This window comes from Catenibacterium sp. AM22-6LB (genome assembly GCF_003435615.1).
GTDB classification, from domain to species: Bacteria; Bacillota_I; Bacilli_A; order Erysipelotrichales; family Coprobacillaceae; genus Catenibacterium; species Catenibacterium mitsuoka_A.
In genome coordinates, this window is the sequence record NZ_QTUM01000055.1 from 1 (window position 1) to 16,692 (window position 16,692).

The window sequence follows — 16,692 nt, forward strand, 5'->3', positions numbered from 1 at the left end:
AATAGTGCACGTACGGTTTGATAAGGGACTAGCCTAGTGATAGGTTAGTCTACTTTCTTCTATTAATATGACTTTTTTTTATCGACACCTTCCTATATAATGGGAAATTAAGGAGGGTAGGACTATGAAAATGGTATTTTGTGATATAGATGGAACTCTTTATCGTGACAATGAACAGATCTCACCTTTAAACAAAGAAGCCTTAACACGTTTTCGTGATGCAGGCGGTCAAGTTGTTTATTGTACAGGACGTCATATATTAGAAATGAATAAAATCCTTGAGCAGGATGGTTATCCTTTTGATTATCTTGTCTTAAACAATGGTGGGGCAATTCTTGATTCCAATAAAGAAACTCTCTATGAGAAACATATAGAACAATCAATTGGACTTGATATTCTACAATGGGGAGTAGATGCCAATATGTTTGTGCATATGTGTGATGGAAAGAATAGTTATGGTTGTTTTAATCATCAATCTTTTGCACATAGTGATATGGGAAATATACTTATTCCTGACGACTACATGACATTAATGAAGGAAAGTCCTTCATTTCAGATCATTAGCTTAAATCAGGAAGATAATCAGATTGATCAAATTAATATCATTAAGAAAAGAATTGAAGACAAATATGGTGATGATGTAGAATGTCACCCTAATCTTCATTTCCTAGACATTGTTCCTAACAACTGTTCTAAAGGGAGTGGTGTCACTTATCTCAAGGACAAAACAAATGCAATAACCTATACAATAGGTGATTCATGGAATGACCTTTCAATGATTGAAGCAGGAGACCATGGCTGTACATTTAATTATGCACATGATGATATTCAAGAAAAAGCAGATCATATTTATAGTTATGTCTATGAAATGATCGATGATATACTAGGGGGTAAAATATAATGAGCTGGAGAAATAACTTAAGAGATGTAGAACCTTATGTTGCTGGGGAACAGCCTAAGATGTCTAATCTTATCAAACTAAACACAAATGAAAATCCATATGAACCAGGAGAAAAAGTCAAAGAAGCAATTCAATCCTTTGATCCATTTAAACTAAGACTCTATCCTGATGCAGATGCATCAAAGCTTAAACATTTAATTGCAGAGTATCATGGATTAGAAGATGATCAGGTCTTTTTAGGTAACGGAAGTGATGAAGTTCTCGCCTTAACATTCTTAACATGCTTTAATGGACAGAATCCTATTTTTTTCCCAGATATTACTTATTCTTTCTATCCTGTTTATTGTGAATTATTTAATATTGATTATAAGACAGTGGCACTTGATGATGCATTTAAGATTAAGAAAGAAGATTATTTTAATAAGAATGGTGGAATTATCTTCCCTAATCCAAATGCGCCAACAGGTGAACTTATGTCTGTAGATGATATCGAAGATATTATCAAACATAATTCTGAGAGTGTTGTTGTGATTGATGAAGCCTATATTGATTTTGGTGGAGAAACAGTAATACCACTCTTAAAGAAATATGATAACTTACTTGTGATTCATACATTCTCTAAATTCCGTTCACTTGCAGGTAGTAGACTTGGTGTAGCTTTAGGTAACAAAGAACTTGTATCACATTTATATGATGTAAAGAATTCATTCAACTCATATCCAATTGATGCACTCGCTCAGGTGATTGGCGAAGCTTCTATTAAAGACAGTGAAGTGATTAAAGAACATGCGAAACAGATTATCGCAACACGTGAACGTACTAAAAAAGCCCTTAAAGAAATGGGCTTTACTATGACTGACAGTTATTCTAATTTCATCTTTATTCATCATGATGATTATGATGCAGAACATATCTTTAAAGAATTAAGAAAGAAACATATTATTGTAAGATATTTCAATGCACCACGTATTAATCAATACTTACGTGTCACTATTGGAAATGATGAAGAAATGGATGCATTCTTAGATGCTGTCAAAGAAATTATTCAAGCATCTTAAACACATAAGGAAACAATTAATGATATGATATATACAGATAACGTACTTCTATTTGATCTAGATGGAACAGTACTTAATACCGATGAATTGATTTTCCAATCATTCAGATATACTTTTAAAAAGCTTCTTCCTGATTACACATTATCAGAAGAAGAGCTTCTCTCATTCTTAGGACCACCTCTAAGAGATTCATTTGCTCGTTATCTTTCTGGTGATCAGGTGGATGAAGCAGTACAAATCTATCGTGCTTATAATCATGAGAAGCATAATGATTATGTTACTCTATACCCTCATGAAACAGAAGTATTAAAAAAACTTCATGAGAAAGGAATAAGAATGGCTATTGTGACTACAAAATTCAAGGATGCAGCTGTATATGGATTAAAGTGTGCACACTTAGATCAGTATTTTGAAGTAGTCATTGGAAGTGATGAAGTTACACATGGGAAACCTCATCCAGAAGCAGTATTGACTGCAATGAAGAAAATGAATGCGACAAAAGGTTATATGATTGGTGATAATGTGACTGATATTCAAGCAGGTAAGAATGCAGGTATTAAAACTATTGGAGTCACTTGGTCTTTAAAAGGGACTAAGGCACTTCTTGGTGAACATCCAGATTATATGATGGAGTCTTATGATGATTTATATGATTATCTAGAAAGGATGTAGATTATGAAAGATATTATAATTATTGGTGGTGGACCAGCAGGACTCACTGCCGCACTTTATGCAAGTCGTGCAGGCGCTGATGTAACTATTATTGAGTCAGGCGCACCAGGGGGCAAACTAAACTTAACAGCGCATATAGAAAACTATCCAGGAATAAAAGAAATGATGGGTCCTCAGCTTGCATATGATATGTATGAACAGGCACTTAACTTCGGTGCCCAGTTAAAGATGACAGAAGTGAAGGCAATCAGAGATGAAGGTGACCATAAGGTTGTTGTTACATCTAAGGAAGAACTAGAAGCAAGAACTGTCATTATTGCGACAGGAACTAAAGAAAGAAAAATGGGACTACACTTAGAAGATGAAATGACAGGTAAAGGTATTTCTTATTGTGCTGTTTGTGATGGACCATTCTTTAGAGGAAAAGAAGTCGCTGTCATTGGTGGAGGCAATAGTGCGATTGAAGAATCAATCTATCTTGCTGGTATTACAGAAAAGGTTCATATTATTATGAGACGTGATGTCTTCCGTGCAGATGATTATCTAGTGAAGAAAGCACTTAATAATGAAAAGATTGAATTCCACTTCAAAAAGAAGCCACATGCTTTAATTGTAGAAGATGATACATTAAAAGGCTTAGAACTAGAAGATAGTGATACAAAAGAACTAGAAAACCTTTATGTACAGGGTATTTTCCCATTTATTGGTTTAGATCCAGTCACTGATTTTGTGAAGGATTTAGGCATTACAAATGAACAGGGTTATATTGATGTTGATGAACATATGGAAACAAAAATTCCTGGAATATTTGCGATTGGTGATGTCAGAACAAAGACATTAAGACAGGTTGTCACTGCAGCCAACGATGGTGCGATTGCGGGACAATATGCTGCAAAGCTTGTTGAAGAGAACTGATGATAGTTCTCTTTTTGAATGCTTTATACCCTTATGATTGTATGTTATAATAAGTGAGGTTGAGGAGAAAATCTAAGTAACTGAATATATTGACTGTTGTGTTTGAATGTGCTCATAGAGGAATGTTAAAATGAACACATCAAATATCAAAAATTATAAGCCAAAAGATTTTGCTGAACTTTTAGGTGTTTCTGTTAAGACATTACAACGTTGGGACAGAGAAGGTACTTTAAAGGCAAACCGAACTCTAACTAATAGGCGTTATTACACATATGATCAGTATCTACAATTCAAAGGTATGAATATTGAAAATGATAAACGTCAGGTCGTTATTTATGCCAGAGTGTCTACAAAGAATCAAAAAGATGATTTGCAAAATCAAGTTGCATTTTTAAGACAGTTTTGTAATGCAAGAGGAATTATTGTAAATCAGTGTATTGAAGATTATGGAAGTGGCCTTAATTACAACCGTAAAAAGTGGAACGAATTATTAGATGAAGTAATGGAACAAAAAATCAGGACAATAGTAGTAACCCATAAAGATAGATTTATCAGATTTGGTTATGACTGGTTTGAGAAATTCTGTAAAAAGTTTAATACAACCATAGTTGTAGTAAATAATGAAGAACTATCGCCACAGGAAGAACTCGTGCAGGATATTGTTTCAATATTTCATGTGTTCTCCTGCAGTTTTCATGGACTTTGTAAGTATAAAAACTGATAGAAAGGGATGAGGAAATTGCTGAAGAGCTTCAAGACGGAAATAAATCCAACAGAAGAGCAGAAAGTCAGGATTCGTAAAACAATAGGTACTTGCAGATTTATCTATAACTTCTATCTTGCTCATAATAAGGAGCTTCATGAAAGTGGCAAAAAGTTTATGAGCAGCAGCCAATTCAGAGTATGGCTCAACAATGAATATCTTCCGAGCCATCCGGAATATTCCTGGATCAAGGAAGCTTATTCAAAATCGGTAACACAGGCAGTAAATGATGGACAGACCGCATTTACAAGATTCTTTAATCACAAGAGCGCCTTTCCAAAGTTTAAAAAGAAAGGCAAGTCTGATGTGAAAATGTATTTTGTAAGGAATAATCCAAAAGATTGCAGCTGCGAAAGACACAGAATCAAGATTCCTTCACTTGGCTGGGTCCGTATCAAAGAGAAAGGATATATTCCCACTACAAAAGATGGATATGTAATTAAGAGCGGTCATGTCTCAATAAAAGCTGATAGATACTATGTTTCAGTTCTTATAGAAATCCCAGACAAAACGTCAGCTAGTAATTCCAGTGAAGGAATTGGCATTGACCTTGGATTAAAGGACTTTGCGATTGCTTCTAATGGAAAGACTTATAAGAACATCAACAAATCTGCTAAATTAAAGAAGCTTGAAAAAAAGCTTATTCGAGAACAGAGAAGTCTTTCTCGAAAGTATGAAAATATAAAGAAAGGAGGGTCCACTCAAAAAAGAAATATACAAAAACAAAGGCTTAAGATACAGAAACTTCATCATAGAATCGACAATATTCGTACTGATTACATCAATAAGATAATCGCAGAGATAGTGAAAACCAAGCCATCTTATATAACGATTGAAGATCTAAACATATCAGGGATGATGAAGAACAGACATCTTTCAAAGGCAGTTGCTTCGCAGAAGTTTTATGAATTTAAGACAAAGCTTCAAGCTAAATGCAGGGAGAACGGAATCGAACTTCGAGTTGTAGATAGATGGTTCCCATCATCTAAGACTTGTCACTGCTGTAAAAGTATCAAGAAAGATTTAAAGCTTTCAGATAGACTTTTCAGATGTGATTGTGGATATATCGAAGACAGAGATTTCAATGCTGCACTAAATCTGAGAGATGCTACAACTTACGAAGTTGCATAAATGAACGCAAACGTAAGTATGTACCGAAGGCTATTTCGGGAATTTACGACTATGGAGTGCACTAGAACTTGTGAGTAGATATGATTTCGGTCAATCCAAAGCATGCACAGTGACATAGTAAGTAATGTTCGTGAGAACTTACATTATCTCGATGTGAGTATATTTAATCACATTTTGAGTGGCAGGATATAAGTCTATGAAGAATGTAGAAGTTGTATTAGTTACAGGTATGTCAGGTGCAGGTAAATCTACTGCCATGGCTATATTTGAAAATATGGGATATTATTGTATCGATAACTATCCAGTTGCACTACTTGAACAGTTTGGAGATTATTTATTAAATGAAACTTTAGGTGGTAAGATTGCGATGGGAATCTATCTAGGAGATGCACTTCAGGCAATTCGTGAATTAACGAATATGGATTGGATCAATTTGACTGTTGTATTCTTAGATTGTGAAAATATGGAAATCTTAAAACGTTATAAGCAGACAAGACGTTCACATCCAATGATGATCATGAATAAAGCCAATACACTTTATGACTCTATTGAATTAGAACGCCAGGAATATGAACAGATTAAGACACAGGCTGATTTAATCATTGATACAACTCTATTAAAGCGTACAGCTTTACAAGATAGACTAGAAGCATCTTTCTATCATGAAACAGGAGAAGTATTCCGTGTTTCTTTTGTATCATTTGGATATAAGTTTGGTATTCCTAAGGATGCTGATTTACTTCTTGATGTAAGATTCCTACCAAATCCATTCTATATTCCTGAACTTAGAAATAAGACAGGAAATGATAAGGAAGTCTATGACTATGTCATGGAAAAACCTGAAACACAGGAATTTATTAAAAAGACTTTGTCTTATTATGATTATTTATTGAAAGAATATGAAAAAGAAGGAAAGATGCAATTGATTGTTGGTATTGGCTGTACAGGTGGCCAGCACCGTTCTGTCACATTAACTAATTTCCTTGCAGACCATTATAAGAAATATTATAAAGTATATAAGTGGCATCGTGATGCTGACCACTAGAGGATGTGAAAAGAAATGTTGTCGTTTTCAAGAAAAGTAAAGGAAGAGATCGTATTTAATGAGTTTGATCATGACTGTTCAAAAGCGATTCTTTGTGCGTTATTAAAAACCAATGGAACACTGATGTTAGGACAGGGACTCTCTCTCCTAATCCGTACAGAAAACGCAAAAATAGCGTCAAAGATGCATAAACTTCTTAAAGAACTTTATGCACCTTCAATTGAATTTAAAGTAAAAAAGATGATGAAGCTTAAGAAGAACAATGTTTATCTTCTTAAGGTTTCTAAGGCAAGAGAAATACTAGAAGATCTTCATTTATTAGAAGGTTTAGGATTTACGATGTTACCTTCTGATGAGATTTTATATGATGATCGCACAAGAAGAGCTTATCTTGCAGGTATATTTCTTGCAAGTGGTTCAGTCAATAACCCCGATACATCTAATTATCATTTAGAGATGAGTGTACAGGATGAACCTCTTGCACAATATATTGAAGCTATGTTGAATAGCTATGGCTTAAATGCGCATGTGATCAAGAGACGTAATCGTTATGTTATCTATATGAAATCTGCAGAAAGAATAGGAGACTTCTTACGTGCTATAGGTGCTTCTACTTCTGTTATGGAATTTGAAACAACACGTATTGACCGTTCTATGGCTAATACTGTCAATAGATGGAATAATTGCGATATTGCGAATGAAATGAAAGCTATGACAGCGAGTGCAAAACAGATTGAAGATATTGCCTATGTGATTGATAAAGCAGGCATAGAGATTCTAGATTCTAAGACTGCGGATGTGGCGCAGATTCGTTTAGAAAACCCAGAACTTACACTTAATGAACTAGCAGATGTGTATTTTAATAAGACAGGTCAGACAATTTCTAAATCTGGTCTTCACCATCGTTTTAAGAAGATCAAAGAAGAAGCTGCACGTCTTCGTCAGATGGAGGAAGAATAATGACTGTCACAGAAAGATTTGGAATGCGTATTAAGGAATTAAGAATGCAGCAGGGAATCTCTCAAGAAGAACTAGGATTTAGATGTCATCTTTCTAAGAATTATATTTCTGATGTAGAAAGAGGTACTAGAAATGTGAGTCTTAAAGCCATTGATCAATTTGCGAGAGGCTTAGGTATTACTCTTAAAGACCTTTTTAACTACTAATATGTGAAATTTTAGAAGATGTCTAAGGCATCTTCTATTTTTTGTTTGAAATTGGTATAATTTCTGTGAGTTCATCATTTGTTTACAATAGAAACATATAATGACGACACTTAAAGGAGAAAAAATTTATGGATGCACTAATCTATTTTATAATTATATTTCTAGTTTTATCTGTATTCTTAAACATTATTGCTTATGCATGGCCTTTCTTATTGATCATGTTTATTGTTTATGAAATCTGGAAATATTTTAAACTAAAGAAAATCAGAAAACAGTATGAAGAAGCACAAACACAATATTCATCTCAATCTCAGTCTTCATCACGTAATGATAATCCTGATATCATTGATGTAGAATATAAGGTTGTAGATGAAGAAAAGACTGGAGATGACAACTAAATGATTTGTCCTACATGTCATAAAGAAATCCCAGAAGGGTCACATTTCTGCCCCTATTGTGGTACACCACTGGATGATCAATGTCCTCATTGTGGTCATCAGAACATTCCTCATGCGAAGTTCTGTTCTTATTGTGGAAAACCATTAGGACCTGCTTCAACATCACGTCGTCCTCAAGGGTCTTTTATTCCTACATCACGTATTTATCAAGAAGAAGAAAAAACATATGAACCGGAAAAGGTATCACGTAAGATTAACTGGAAAGTAGTTATTATATCAGTACTTGTCTTAATACTTGCGACTACCGGTGCACAGTATTATTTGAATCATTCTGATAATATTAAATGGGCAGATGGTAATTCGAGTACTTCAGAAGAAATGACTTCTGTAATTAAACTAAAGAAGACAACAGAAATTGAACAATATTCTAATTTATCTAATGATGGAACTGTCGCAGCTAATGATCATTATATCTTCATGTCAAAACCTGACAGTAAATTGGTAAAATTAGATAAAGATATGAATGTCGTAAAGACATATGATATCAAGTATGCCACTTATTTAAATCTTGTCGGAGAAAAGCTTTATTATACAGATAAAAACCATCATATCTGTGTTCTTGACACAAAGACAGAAAAGTCTGAAACACTACAGGATGTTTCAGCATTCTATATGACTTATCATGATAATAAGCTCTATTATCAGAATGATAGTGATAATGAAAGCTTATATGTTTATGATATTTCTAGTAAAACATCTACTAAACTTTTAGATGAACATATCTACAATATGAACTTTAATGGAGATATTATTTATCTAACTGGTAAGAGTTCTATTATTTCTTATAATATGACTACTAAAGACACAGATACTATTTATAATGAACAAGTTTATGGTTCAGTCTATAAAGATGGTTATCTTTATTTCACTACACCTAAAATGACAATTGGTAGAGTGAATGTCCAAACAAAAGAATCCCAGATTATTTTAAATGATATTGGTTATTCTATGTTTGTGATGAGTGATGAAGCAATCTATTATGTGGGCAGTGATGCAAAGATGTATCGTCTAGATTTTGAAAAGAGAGAACCAACTGCAGTTTATCAATTCCAGTCACATCGTATCAGTGGTATGCAGATTGTGAATGATCATCTCTTTGTGAAAGATAATCAGGATTGGAAAGTTGTAAACACTTCTAATACAAAGTATGCAGTGATATTTGATAATTAGGCACTGATTCACTTCAGTGTCTTTTTTTGTATATAAGATTTATGCTATAATGGGTGGGTAAAAAATGGAGATGATTATATGTTAATAAGCGAAATTATTGAGGCAACAAACGGAAAACTCTTAAATGGTCACTTAGATGACCAGGTGAATGGCTTTACACAGGATACACGTGTTATTCAGCCAGGAAACCTATATATCCCTCTAGTAGGTATTAAAGATGGGCATGACTATATCCCACAGGCTTTTAAAAATGGTGCAATAGCCACTTTGACAAGCCATCCTATAGAAGATGATGTACATAATGTGATTCTAGTAGAAGATACAATGAAGGCATTAGGTGATTTAGCACGTTATGTACGTGTACATTCTCATGCAAAGGTTGTAGGAATCACTGGTTCAGCAGGGAAAACAAGTACTAAAGATATGATTGCGAGTGTTATTTCCCAGCAATATACAACATTAAAAACACAGGGTAACTTCAATAATAATATTGGTTTACCTCTAACTATTCTTCGTTATAATGGTGAAGAAGTCATGGTTATTGAAATGGGTATGAACCATTTAGAAGAAATCGATTATTTAACTAAGATTGCATTACCTGACATTGCAGCAATCACAAATATTGGTACAGCACATATTGGTGAACTTGGTTCAAGAGAAAATATCTTACAGGCCAAGATGGAAATCATACATGGTATGAATCATGGTACTTTAGTAGTCAATAACGACAATGATTTACTATCTACAGTCCATCCTGAAGGAATCTCTTTAAAGACTATTGGTATTGAAAGTGAAGCAGACTTAAAAGCGACTGACATTATCTTGAATGAAGATATGTCATCATTTAGAGTAAAAGTAGATGGGCAGGATTATGATGTAAGAGTCTATGTACCAGGTGTTCATTTTATCTTTAATGCATTAATTGCGATTCAGGTTGGTTTATTATTAAATATTCCAATGGAAAAATGTATCAAGGGTATTGAAACATTTGAACTCACTAAGAATAGAAATGATATCTTAACACTTGATCGTCATATCCGTGTGATTGATGGTACGTATAACGCGAATCTTGATTCTATGAGATCAAGTATTGATGTATTATCAGGTTATTCAGGCCGTAAAATTGCAGTATTAGGGGATATGTTAGAGCTTGGTGATTATGAAGAAACACTTCATCGTGCTGTAGGAGCACATTTACTTAAAAAGAATATTGATTTAGTCTTGACTGTAGGTCCTGCTGCGCGTTATATTTCAGACGAAGTAAATAAAGCAAAACCAGGCCTTGCTTATCATTTTGATGATAATGCCTCTTTAAGTGCTTATTTACAGGAATGTCTAGAAGAAAATGATGTTGTTCTAGTCAAGGCTTCTAATGGTATGCATTTAAAAGAAGTCATTAATGATTTAAAGGAGAATAATTAAGATGAAGTTATTATTAGTATGTGGTGGACAGTCTACAGAACATGCTGTTAGCCGTATGTCATGTGTGAATATCTATAAAAATTGTGATAAGAGTAAATATGATATTAAAGTTGCAGGTATTACAAAAGAAGGAGAATGGTATGATTTAGTTTCTACTGATTTCTCTAGTGATAACTGGTTAGAAGGTGCTACAAAGATCAATGATCATTTCACTTTCCTAAAATCATTTGATGTTGTATTCCCAGTATTACATGGACAGTTTGGTGAAGATGGTACTATCCAGGGCTTATTAGAAATGGCTCAGGTGCCATATGTTGGATGCCGTGTGATGGCATCTTGTACTGCAATGGATAAGATTTATGCAAAGAAACTATTTGACCAGGCTAATATTCCTCAGGTGCCTTCTCTATATGTCAAGAAGAGATATGATGATAAATTAGTTGTAGTAGATAATGAAGGTAGAGAAAGCTTTAATGTAGAAATGGAAATCTATACACACTTAGGATTCCCTTGCTTTGTAAAGGCTAGCCGTTCTGGCTCAAGTGTAGGCTGTTATAAGGTTAATACTTTAACTGATTTACTACCAAAACTTCATGAAGCAGCATCTTATGACCGTCATGTTGTTGTAGAAAAAGCTATTAATGCGACAGAATTAGAATGTGCTGTCATTGGTAATGATGATATCAGTGCATCACGTGTAGGACAGATTTTACCTCATGGTGAATTCTATACATATGAATCTAAATATGAAGATGAACAGAGTGCAACATGCATTCCTGCAAGAGTAGATCAGTCTATCCAGGATTATATCAGACAGGCTGCTGTTAAAGCATTTAAGGCAGTAGATGGTACAGGTCTAGCTAGATGTGACTTCTTCTATGATAACGATACAGGAAACGTTTATTTAAACGAAATCAATACTATGCCTGGCTTTACTAATATCTCTATGTATCCTCAATTAATGAAGGATGCTGGACTAGATACACCAGCTCTTATTGATGAATTAATCAAGCTTGCATTACAGAGATAAGATGTCGAAAGACATCTTTTTTTATGGTTTGAATGGATAAATATTTATTAATATAATAAATATTTTGCGAAGTAAATATAAAAATGTCTGTAATTAAAAACAATGGAAATAATATTGAATATTACAATAAAATTTATATAACTCATTACAAGAAAACGCTTATAAAACTGATTATCCGACAAATAATTAATATAATTAGGAAAATAAGGAAAAAAGTGAAAAAGTTTGTTGACATGTCTATGTGAGAAGTATATGATAAACACAACAACCCAAAAGAAAACGACTTTGATAGGAACTAGTAAGGGAATGATGAAAGCGCAGAGAGGTTCTGGCTGGTGTAAAGAACTGTTTGATCATCTTTGAACTCATCCTTGAGTGGAGCACTGAATTAAGTAGGCTGCTACGGTATTTGCGACCGTTATCTCGCTAGAGTATGTACTTTATATATAAAGCGTACTCGATAAGGTTGATATTGTGAGATATCAATAAATTGAGGTGGAACCACGAAGAATTATTCTCTCGTCCTCTTACGCTAGTAAGGGCGAGGGCTTTTTTTATAGGTTGGAAAGGAGAATAAACAATTATGATGAATTACCAAAAGTACAAGAGATTTGAAACAGTGAGCTTGAAAGACCGCACATGGCCAGATAAGACAATTGAAAAAGCACCGATCTGGTGTTCAGTAGATTTACGTGATGGTAACCAGGCATTAGTAACACCAATGAATATTCAAGAAAAGGTGAAGATGTTCAAGTTATTAGTAGAACTTGGATTCAAGGAAATTGAAGTAGGATTCCCTTCAGCTTCACAGATTGAATATGACTTCTTAAGATTATTGATTGAAGAAAATCTCATTCCTGATGATGTCACTGTTCAGGTATTAACTCAGTGCCGTGAACACTTAATTAAGAGAACATTTGAAGCCCTTGATGGATTAGATCGCGCTATTGTGCATATTTATAATTCAACAAGTATCCTTCAAAGAGATGTTGTCTTCAACAAAGATAAAGATGAAATTAAGAAGATTGCGACAGATGGCTGTGCTCTTGTAAAGAAGTTATGTAATAACTTTAAAGGTCAAGTCATTCTTGAATATTCACCTGAAAGCTTTACTGGTACAGAAATGGATTATGCAGTAGAAGTAGTCGATGCAGTCTTAGATGTATGGGGTGCTTCTAAAGATAATAAAGTGATTGTGAATCTTCCTTCAACTGTAGAAATGGATACACCAAATGTCTTTGCGGATCAGGTTGAATATGTATGTAGAAACCTAAAAGATCGTGAAAGAGCTATTATCTCAGTTCATCCACATAATGATAGAGGATGTGGTGTTGCTGCAACAGAACTTGCATTAATGGCAGGGGCTGATCGAGTAGAAGGTACATTATTTGGAAATGGTGAAAGAACAGGTAACGTAGATATCGTCACTGTTGCATTAAATATGTATACACATGGTGTCAATCCAGAACTTGACTTCACACAGATGAATGATATCAAGCATACTTATGAAGAATGTACAAAGATGGAAGTTAATCCTCGTTCTCCATATGCTGGTCAGTTAGTCTTCACAGCATTCTCTGGAAGCCATCAAGATGCTATTAATAAAGGTATTCATAAATATCATGAAAGACATCAGAAACAATGGGAAGTTCCTTACTTACCAATTGACCCAGCTGATTTAAATAGACAATATGAACCAATCGTTCGTATTAACTCTCAATCAGGTAAAGGTGGTGTGGCCTTCGTTATGGATACAGTCTTTGGTTATCATTTACCTAAACCATTACAGGGTGACTTCGCAAAGATTGTACAGAACATCTCTGAAGCAGAAGGTGAAGTATCACCAGAAAGAATCTATGATACATTCAGAAATGAATATATTGAGAACGAAGAACCATTCCAGTTCATTTATCAGAAGCTAACAGATATCTCAGAAGATACAGAAAATGAATTTGAAAGAAAAGTAGAATTAACAATTCGTGATCATGGTGAAGAACGTACAATTATTGGTTATGGTAATGGTCCAATTGATGCAGTTAAGAATGCATTCAATGATAATGGATACCATTATATTCACTTATTAGATTACTCAGAACACGCATTAACATCTGGTTCAAGTGCTAAAGCTGCTGCTTATGTACAACTTAGAGCAAAAGGTACATCTATTATTGAATGGGGTGTAGGTGTTCATCCAAATATTACAACTGCAACTATTAAAGCAATTATTTCTGCTATGAATAGAATACATAAGGATATGAGGGAGGCCGCTTAATGGAAAGACTTGTCCTGTCTATTCTAGTTGATAATACAGCCGGCGTATTAAGCCGTGTGGCTGGATTATTCTCTAGAAGAGGCTACAACATTGATTCATTGACCGTTGGGGAAACAAATGATCCAACAGTCTCACGTATGACAGTATCTGCAAGAGGAGAACCAGCCACTCTTGCACAGATTAAAAAGCAGTTAAGAAAGCTGGAAGATGTAATTGAAATATTTCCGTTAGATGATGACCATTCAGTCTATCGTGAATTGGTGCTTATTAAGGTAGAAGCAGACCACTCACAAAGACCTGATATTGTGTCAATAGTCAATATATTTAGAGCGCAGATTGTCGATGTTGCGCCAAATTCACTCGTTGTGGAAGTAACAGGTGATCATAATAAGATCAATGGTATTCTCACAATGTTAGATACGTTCAATATCACCGAAATCGTCCGTACTGGTATTGCTGGCATCGGAAGAGGACTAGATGATTTTGATATAGAAAAGATGAAAGCTAAGAAAAATAGGGGGTAATTAAATATGGCTAAAATCTATTACAACACAGACTGTGATTTATCTTTATTGGATGGTAGAAAGGTTGCTATCATCGGTTATGGTTCTCAGGGACATGCACATGCATTAAACCTTAAAGAATCTGGAGTAGACGTTGTTGTTGGTCTATATGAAGGTTCTAAGTCTTGGAAGAAAGCAGAAGAACAGGGACTTAAGGTTATGACATCTGCTGATGCAGCTGCTTGGGCAGATATCATTATGGTATTAATTCCTGATGAATTACAGGCTAAACTTTATAAAGAAGCTATCGAACCAAACTTAAACGAAGGCGATATGTTAATGTTCGCTCATGGTTTCAATATTCATTTCAATCAAATCGTTCCACCAAAGAACGTTGATGTTACTATGATTGCTCCAAAAGCCCCAGGTCATACAGTACGTTCAGAATACCAGGCAGGTAAAGGTACTCCTTGTCTAGTAGCAGTTGAACAGGATTACACTGGTAAGGCTCATGATTATGCATTAGCTTATGGTGCTGCAATCGGTGGTGCAAGAGCTGGTCTACTAGATACTACATTCAGAACTGAAACTGAAACAGACTTATTTGGTGAACAGGCAGTTCTTTGTGGTGGTGTATGTCAGTTAATGCAGACTGGTTTCGAAGTATTAGTAGAAGCTGGTTATGATCCAAAGAATGCATACTTTGAATGTATCCATGAAATGAAGTTAATCGTAGACTTAATCTACCAGTCAGGTTTCGAAGGTATGAGAAAATCTATTTCTAATACTGCAGAATATGGTGACTATATCACTGGTCCTAAATTAATCACTGAAGACACTAAGAAAGCAATGAAGAAAGTATTAGCTGATATCCAGGATGGTTCATTCGCTAAAGAATTCTTACTTGAAATGTCAGCAGCAGGTGGACAGGCTCACTTCAAAGCAATGAGACAGTTACACAATGAACATGAATGTGAAAAAGTAGGTGCTGATATCCGTTCATTATATTCTTGGTCTGATGAAGATAAGCTTTTAAATAACTAATCACTAAGCAACACACACTTTGTGTGTTGTAACGAGGAAGTACTACGGTACTTTCTCGTTACAACATTCAAAAATAACTTGAGGAGGAAAATATAAGTAACTAAATATATTGACTATTGTGATTAAATGTGTTTAGATCCCCGCAAAGGAGAGCATTAAAATGAACACATCAAATATCACGAATTTTAAACAAACGGATTTTATTGACTTTTAGGCGTATCTGTTAAGATATTATAACGGTGAGATAGAGAAGGAACTTTAAAGGCAAACCGAACCCAAACTAATAGGCATTATTATACTTATAATCGTCATTTACTAAGTCGAGTTACATTTTCAAGATAGTTTTGTAACGCAAAAGAATTATTGTAGACCTGTGTATTGAAAATTATGGAAAGCGTGTAACGATTTATTAGATGGAGTAATGGAAAAAAATTAAAACTATAATTTGAATACCCACAAACCACAGGTTAGTGAAAATTAAATTTTATGAACGCCTATTAATCGGCGTTCATAAAGTCGAACTGAATACATAGATTTTCCATTTGTACTATAATTAGATTAGAAATCAGATGGAGAGGATATTGTTTCAATACTTCATGTGTTCTCCTGCAGGCTGTATGGGTTTAGTAAGTATAAAAAAACAGATAGAAAGGGATGAGGAAATTGCTGAAGAGCTTCAAGACGGAAATAAATCCGACAGATGAGCAGAAAGTCAGGATTCGTAAAACAATAGGTACTTGCAGATTTATCTATAACTTCTATCTTGCTCATAATAAGGAACTTCATGAAAGTGGCAAAAAGTTTATGAGCAGCAGCCAGTTTAGAGTATGGCTTAACAATGAGTTTCTTCCGAGCCATCCAGAATATTCCTGGATCAAGGAAGCTTATTCAAAATCGGTAACACAGGCAGTCAATAACGGACAGACCGCATTTAAGAGATTCTTTAATCACAAGAGTGCCTTTCCAAAGTTTAAAAAGAAAGGCAGATTTGATGTGAAGATGTATTTCGTAAGGAATAATCCAAAAGATTGTTGTTGTGAAAGACACAGAATCAAGATTCCGTCACTTGGCTGGGTCCGCATTAAAGAGAAAGGATATATTCCAACTACAAAAGATGGATACGTAATTAAGAGCGGTCATGT

General features: G+C 34.5%; 16 protein-coding genes, 1 pseudogene and 1 other annotated feature. All 17 genes and pseudogenes read left to right on the forward strand.

What is annotated here, in order from left to right:
• The first annotated feature begins 124 nt into the window (after nt 1-124).
• Nucleotides 125-901, forward strand: coding sequence for a Cof-type HAD-IIB family hydrolase (locus tag DW269_RS10205; RefSeq protein WP_117459673.1), 777 nt, complete (start codon nt 125-127; stop codon nt 899-901).
• On the forward strand, nt 901-1,959 hold the full coding sequence (gene hisC, locus DW269_RS10210) for a histidinol-phosphate transaminase (protein ID WP_117459675.1): 1,059 nt from the start codon (nt 901-903) through the stop codon (nt 1,957-1,959). The genes DW269_RS10205 and hisC overlap by 1 nt, the downstream gene beginning before the upstream one ends.
• Before the next feature lie 24 nt (nt 1,960-1,983).
• The gene (ppaX, locus tag DW269_RS10215; protein ID WP_117459677.1) at nt 1,984-2,631 is read left to right on the forward strand and encodes a pyrophosphatase PpaX; all 648 of its coding nucleotides are present in this window, start codon (nt 1,984-1,986) and stop codon (nt 2,629-2,631) included.
• 3 nt (nt 2,632-2,634) lie between these two features.
• Nucleotides 2,635-3,546, forward strand: a complete 912-nt coding sequence (gene trxB, locus DW269_RS10220) for a thioredoxin-disulfide reductase (RefSeq protein WP_117459679.1) — start codon at nt 2,635-2,637, stop codon at nt 3,544-3,546.
• Between the two features lie 145 nt (nt 3,547-3,691).
• Nucleotides 3,692-4,347: pseudogene (locus DW269_RS10225) on the forward strand (IS607 family transposase).
• Nucleotides 4,277-5,440, forward strand: a complete 1,164-nt coding sequence (locus DW269_RS10230; RefSeq protein ID WP_117459683.1) for an RNA-guided endonuclease TnpB family protein — start codon at nt 4,277-4,279, stop codon at nt 5,438-5,440. Before DW269_RS10225 ends, DW269_RS10230 begins: the two are co-directional and overlap by 71 nt.
• A 196-nt stretch (nt 5,441-5,636) precedes the next feature.
• Nucleotides 5,637-6,485, forward strand: coding sequence for an RNase adapter RapZ (gene rapZ, locus DW269_RS10235; protein WP_117459685.1), 849 nt, complete (start codon nt 5,637-5,639; stop codon nt 6,483-6,485).
• A gap of 15 nt (nt 6,486-6,500) precedes the next feature.
• Entirely contained in the window at nt 6,501-7,445 is a 945-nt protein-coding gene (whiA, locus tag DW269_RS10240; RefSeq protein WP_022424407.1) for a DNA-binding protein WhiA, read from the forward strand.
• The gene (locus tag DW269_RS10245) at nt 7,445-7,651 is read left to right on the forward strand and encodes a helix-turn-helix domain-containing protein (protein ID WP_022424406.1); all 207 of its coding nucleotides are present in this window, start codon (nt 7,445-7,447) and stop codon (nt 7,649-7,651) included. The genes whiA and DW269_RS10245 overlap by 1 nt, the downstream gene beginning before the upstream one ends.
• Before the next feature lie 128 nt (nt 7,652-7,779).
• Nucleotides 7,780-8,049, forward strand: coding sequence for a hypothetical protein (locus DW269_RS10250; RefSeq protein ID WP_117459687.1), 270 nt, complete (start codon nt 7,780-7,782; stop codon nt 8,047-8,049).
• Entirely contained in the window at nt 8,050-9,279 is a 1,230-nt protein-coding gene (locus DW269_RS10255; RefSeq protein WP_117459689.1) for a DUF5050 domain-containing protein, read from the forward strand.
• Nucleotides 9,280-9,357: 78 nt separating this feature from the next.
• Nucleotides 9,358-10,701, forward strand: coding sequence for a UDP-N-acetylmuramoyl-tripeptide--D-alanyl-D-alanine ligase (gene murF / locus DW269_RS10260; RefSeq protein ID WP_117459691.1), 1,344 nt, complete (start codon nt 9,358-9,360; stop codon nt 10,699-10,701).
• A gap of 1 nt (nt 10,702) precedes the next feature.
• Nucleotides 10,703-11,731, forward strand: coding sequence for a D-alanine--D-alanine ligase family protein (locus DW269_RS10265; RefSeq protein WP_022424402.1), 1,029 nt, complete (start codon nt 10,703-10,705; stop codon nt 11,729-11,731).
• A gap of 276 nt (nt 11,732-12,007) precedes the next feature.
• Nucleotides 12,008-12,261 (forward strand) — a binding site (T-box leader).
• Between the two features lie 53 nt (nt 12,262-12,314).
• Complete coding sequence (leuA, locus tag DW269_RS10270; RefSeq protein WP_117459693.1) at nt 12,315-14,003, forward strand: 2-isopropylmalate synthase; 1,689 nt, start codon at nt 12,315-12,317, stop codon at nt 14,001-14,003.
• Nucleotides 14,003-14,527, forward strand: coding sequence for an acetolactate synthase small subunit (gene ilvN, locus DW269_RS10275; RefSeq protein ID WP_117459695.1), 525 nt, complete (start codon nt 14,003-14,005; stop codon nt 14,525-14,527). Before leuA ends, ilvN begins: the two co-directional genes overlap by 1 nt.
• A gap of 6 nt (nt 14,528-14,533) precedes the next feature.
• Nucleotides 14,534-15,550, forward strand: a complete 1,017-nt coding sequence (ilvC, locus tag DW269_RS10280; protein ID WP_006505165.1) for a ketol-acid reductoisomerase — start codon at nt 14,534-14,536, stop codon at nt 15,548-15,550.
• Between the two features lie 654 nt (nt 15,551-16,204).
• A partial coding sequence (locus tag DW269_RS10290; RefSeq protein ID WP_147321696.1) for a helix-turn-helix domain-containing protein occupies nt 16,205-16,692 on the forward strand: 488 nt, incomplete at its 3' end.

Excerpts from the sequence above, each read along its gene's own strand:
- hisC (WP_117459675.1), top strand. The coding sequence starts at position 901 with ATGAGCTGGAGAAATAACTTAAGAGATGTAGAACCTTATGTTGCTGGG.
- DW269_RS10245 (WP_022424406.1), top strand. The coding sequence starts at position 7,445 with ATGACTGTCACAGAAAGATTTGGAATGCGTATTAAGGAATTAAGAATG.
- DW269_RS10250 (WP_117459687.1), top strand. The coding sequence starts at position 7,780 with ATGGATGCACTAATCTATTTTATAATTATATTTCTAGTTTTATCTGTA.
- murF (WP_117459691.1), top strand. The coding sequence starts at position 9,358 with ATGTTAATAAGCGAAATTATTGAGGCAACAAACGGAAAACTCTTAAAT.
- DW269_RS10205 (WP_117459673.1), top strand. The coding sequence starts at position 125 with ATGAAAATGGTATTTTGTGATATAGATGGAACTCTTTATCGTGACAAT.
- DW269_RS10255 (WP_117459689.1), top strand. The coding sequence starts at position 8,050 with ATGATTTGTCCTACATGTCATAAAGAAATCCCAGAAGGGTCACATTTC.
- leuA (WP_117459693.1), top strand. The coding sequence starts at position 12,315 with ATGATGAATTACCAAAAGTACAAGAGATTTGAAACAGTGAGCTTGAAA.
- trxB (WP_117459679.1), top strand. The coding sequence starts at position 2,635 with ATGAAAGATATTATAATTATTGGTGGTGGACCAGCAGGACTCACTGCC.
- ilvN (WP_117459695.1), top strand. The coding sequence starts at position 14,003 with ATGGAAAGACTTGTCCTGTCTATTCTAGTTGATAATACAGCCGGCGTA.
- rapZ (WP_117459685.1), top strand. The coding sequence starts at position 5,637 with ATGAAGAATGTAGAAGTTGTATTAGTTACAGGTATGTCAGGTGCAGGT.
- ilvC (WP_006505165.1), top strand. The coding sequence starts at position 14,534 with ATGGCTAAAATCTATTACAACACAGACTGTGATTTATCTTTATTGGAT.
- ppaX (WP_117459677.1), top strand. The coding sequence starts at position 1,984 with ATGATATATACAGATAACGTACTTCTATTTGATCTAGATGGAACAGTA.
- DW269_RS10265 (WP_022424402.1), top strand. The coding sequence starts at position 10,703 with ATGAAGTTATTATTAGTATGTGGTGGACAGTCTACAGAACATGCTGTT.
- whiA (WP_022424407.1), top strand. The coding sequence starts at position 6,501 with ATGTTGTCGTTTTCAAGAAAAGTAAAGGAAGAGATCGTATTTAATGAG.
- DW269_RS10230 (WP_117459683.1), top strand. The coding sequence starts at position 4,277 with ATGAGGAAATTGCTGAAGAGCTTCAAGACGGAAATAAATCCAACAGAA.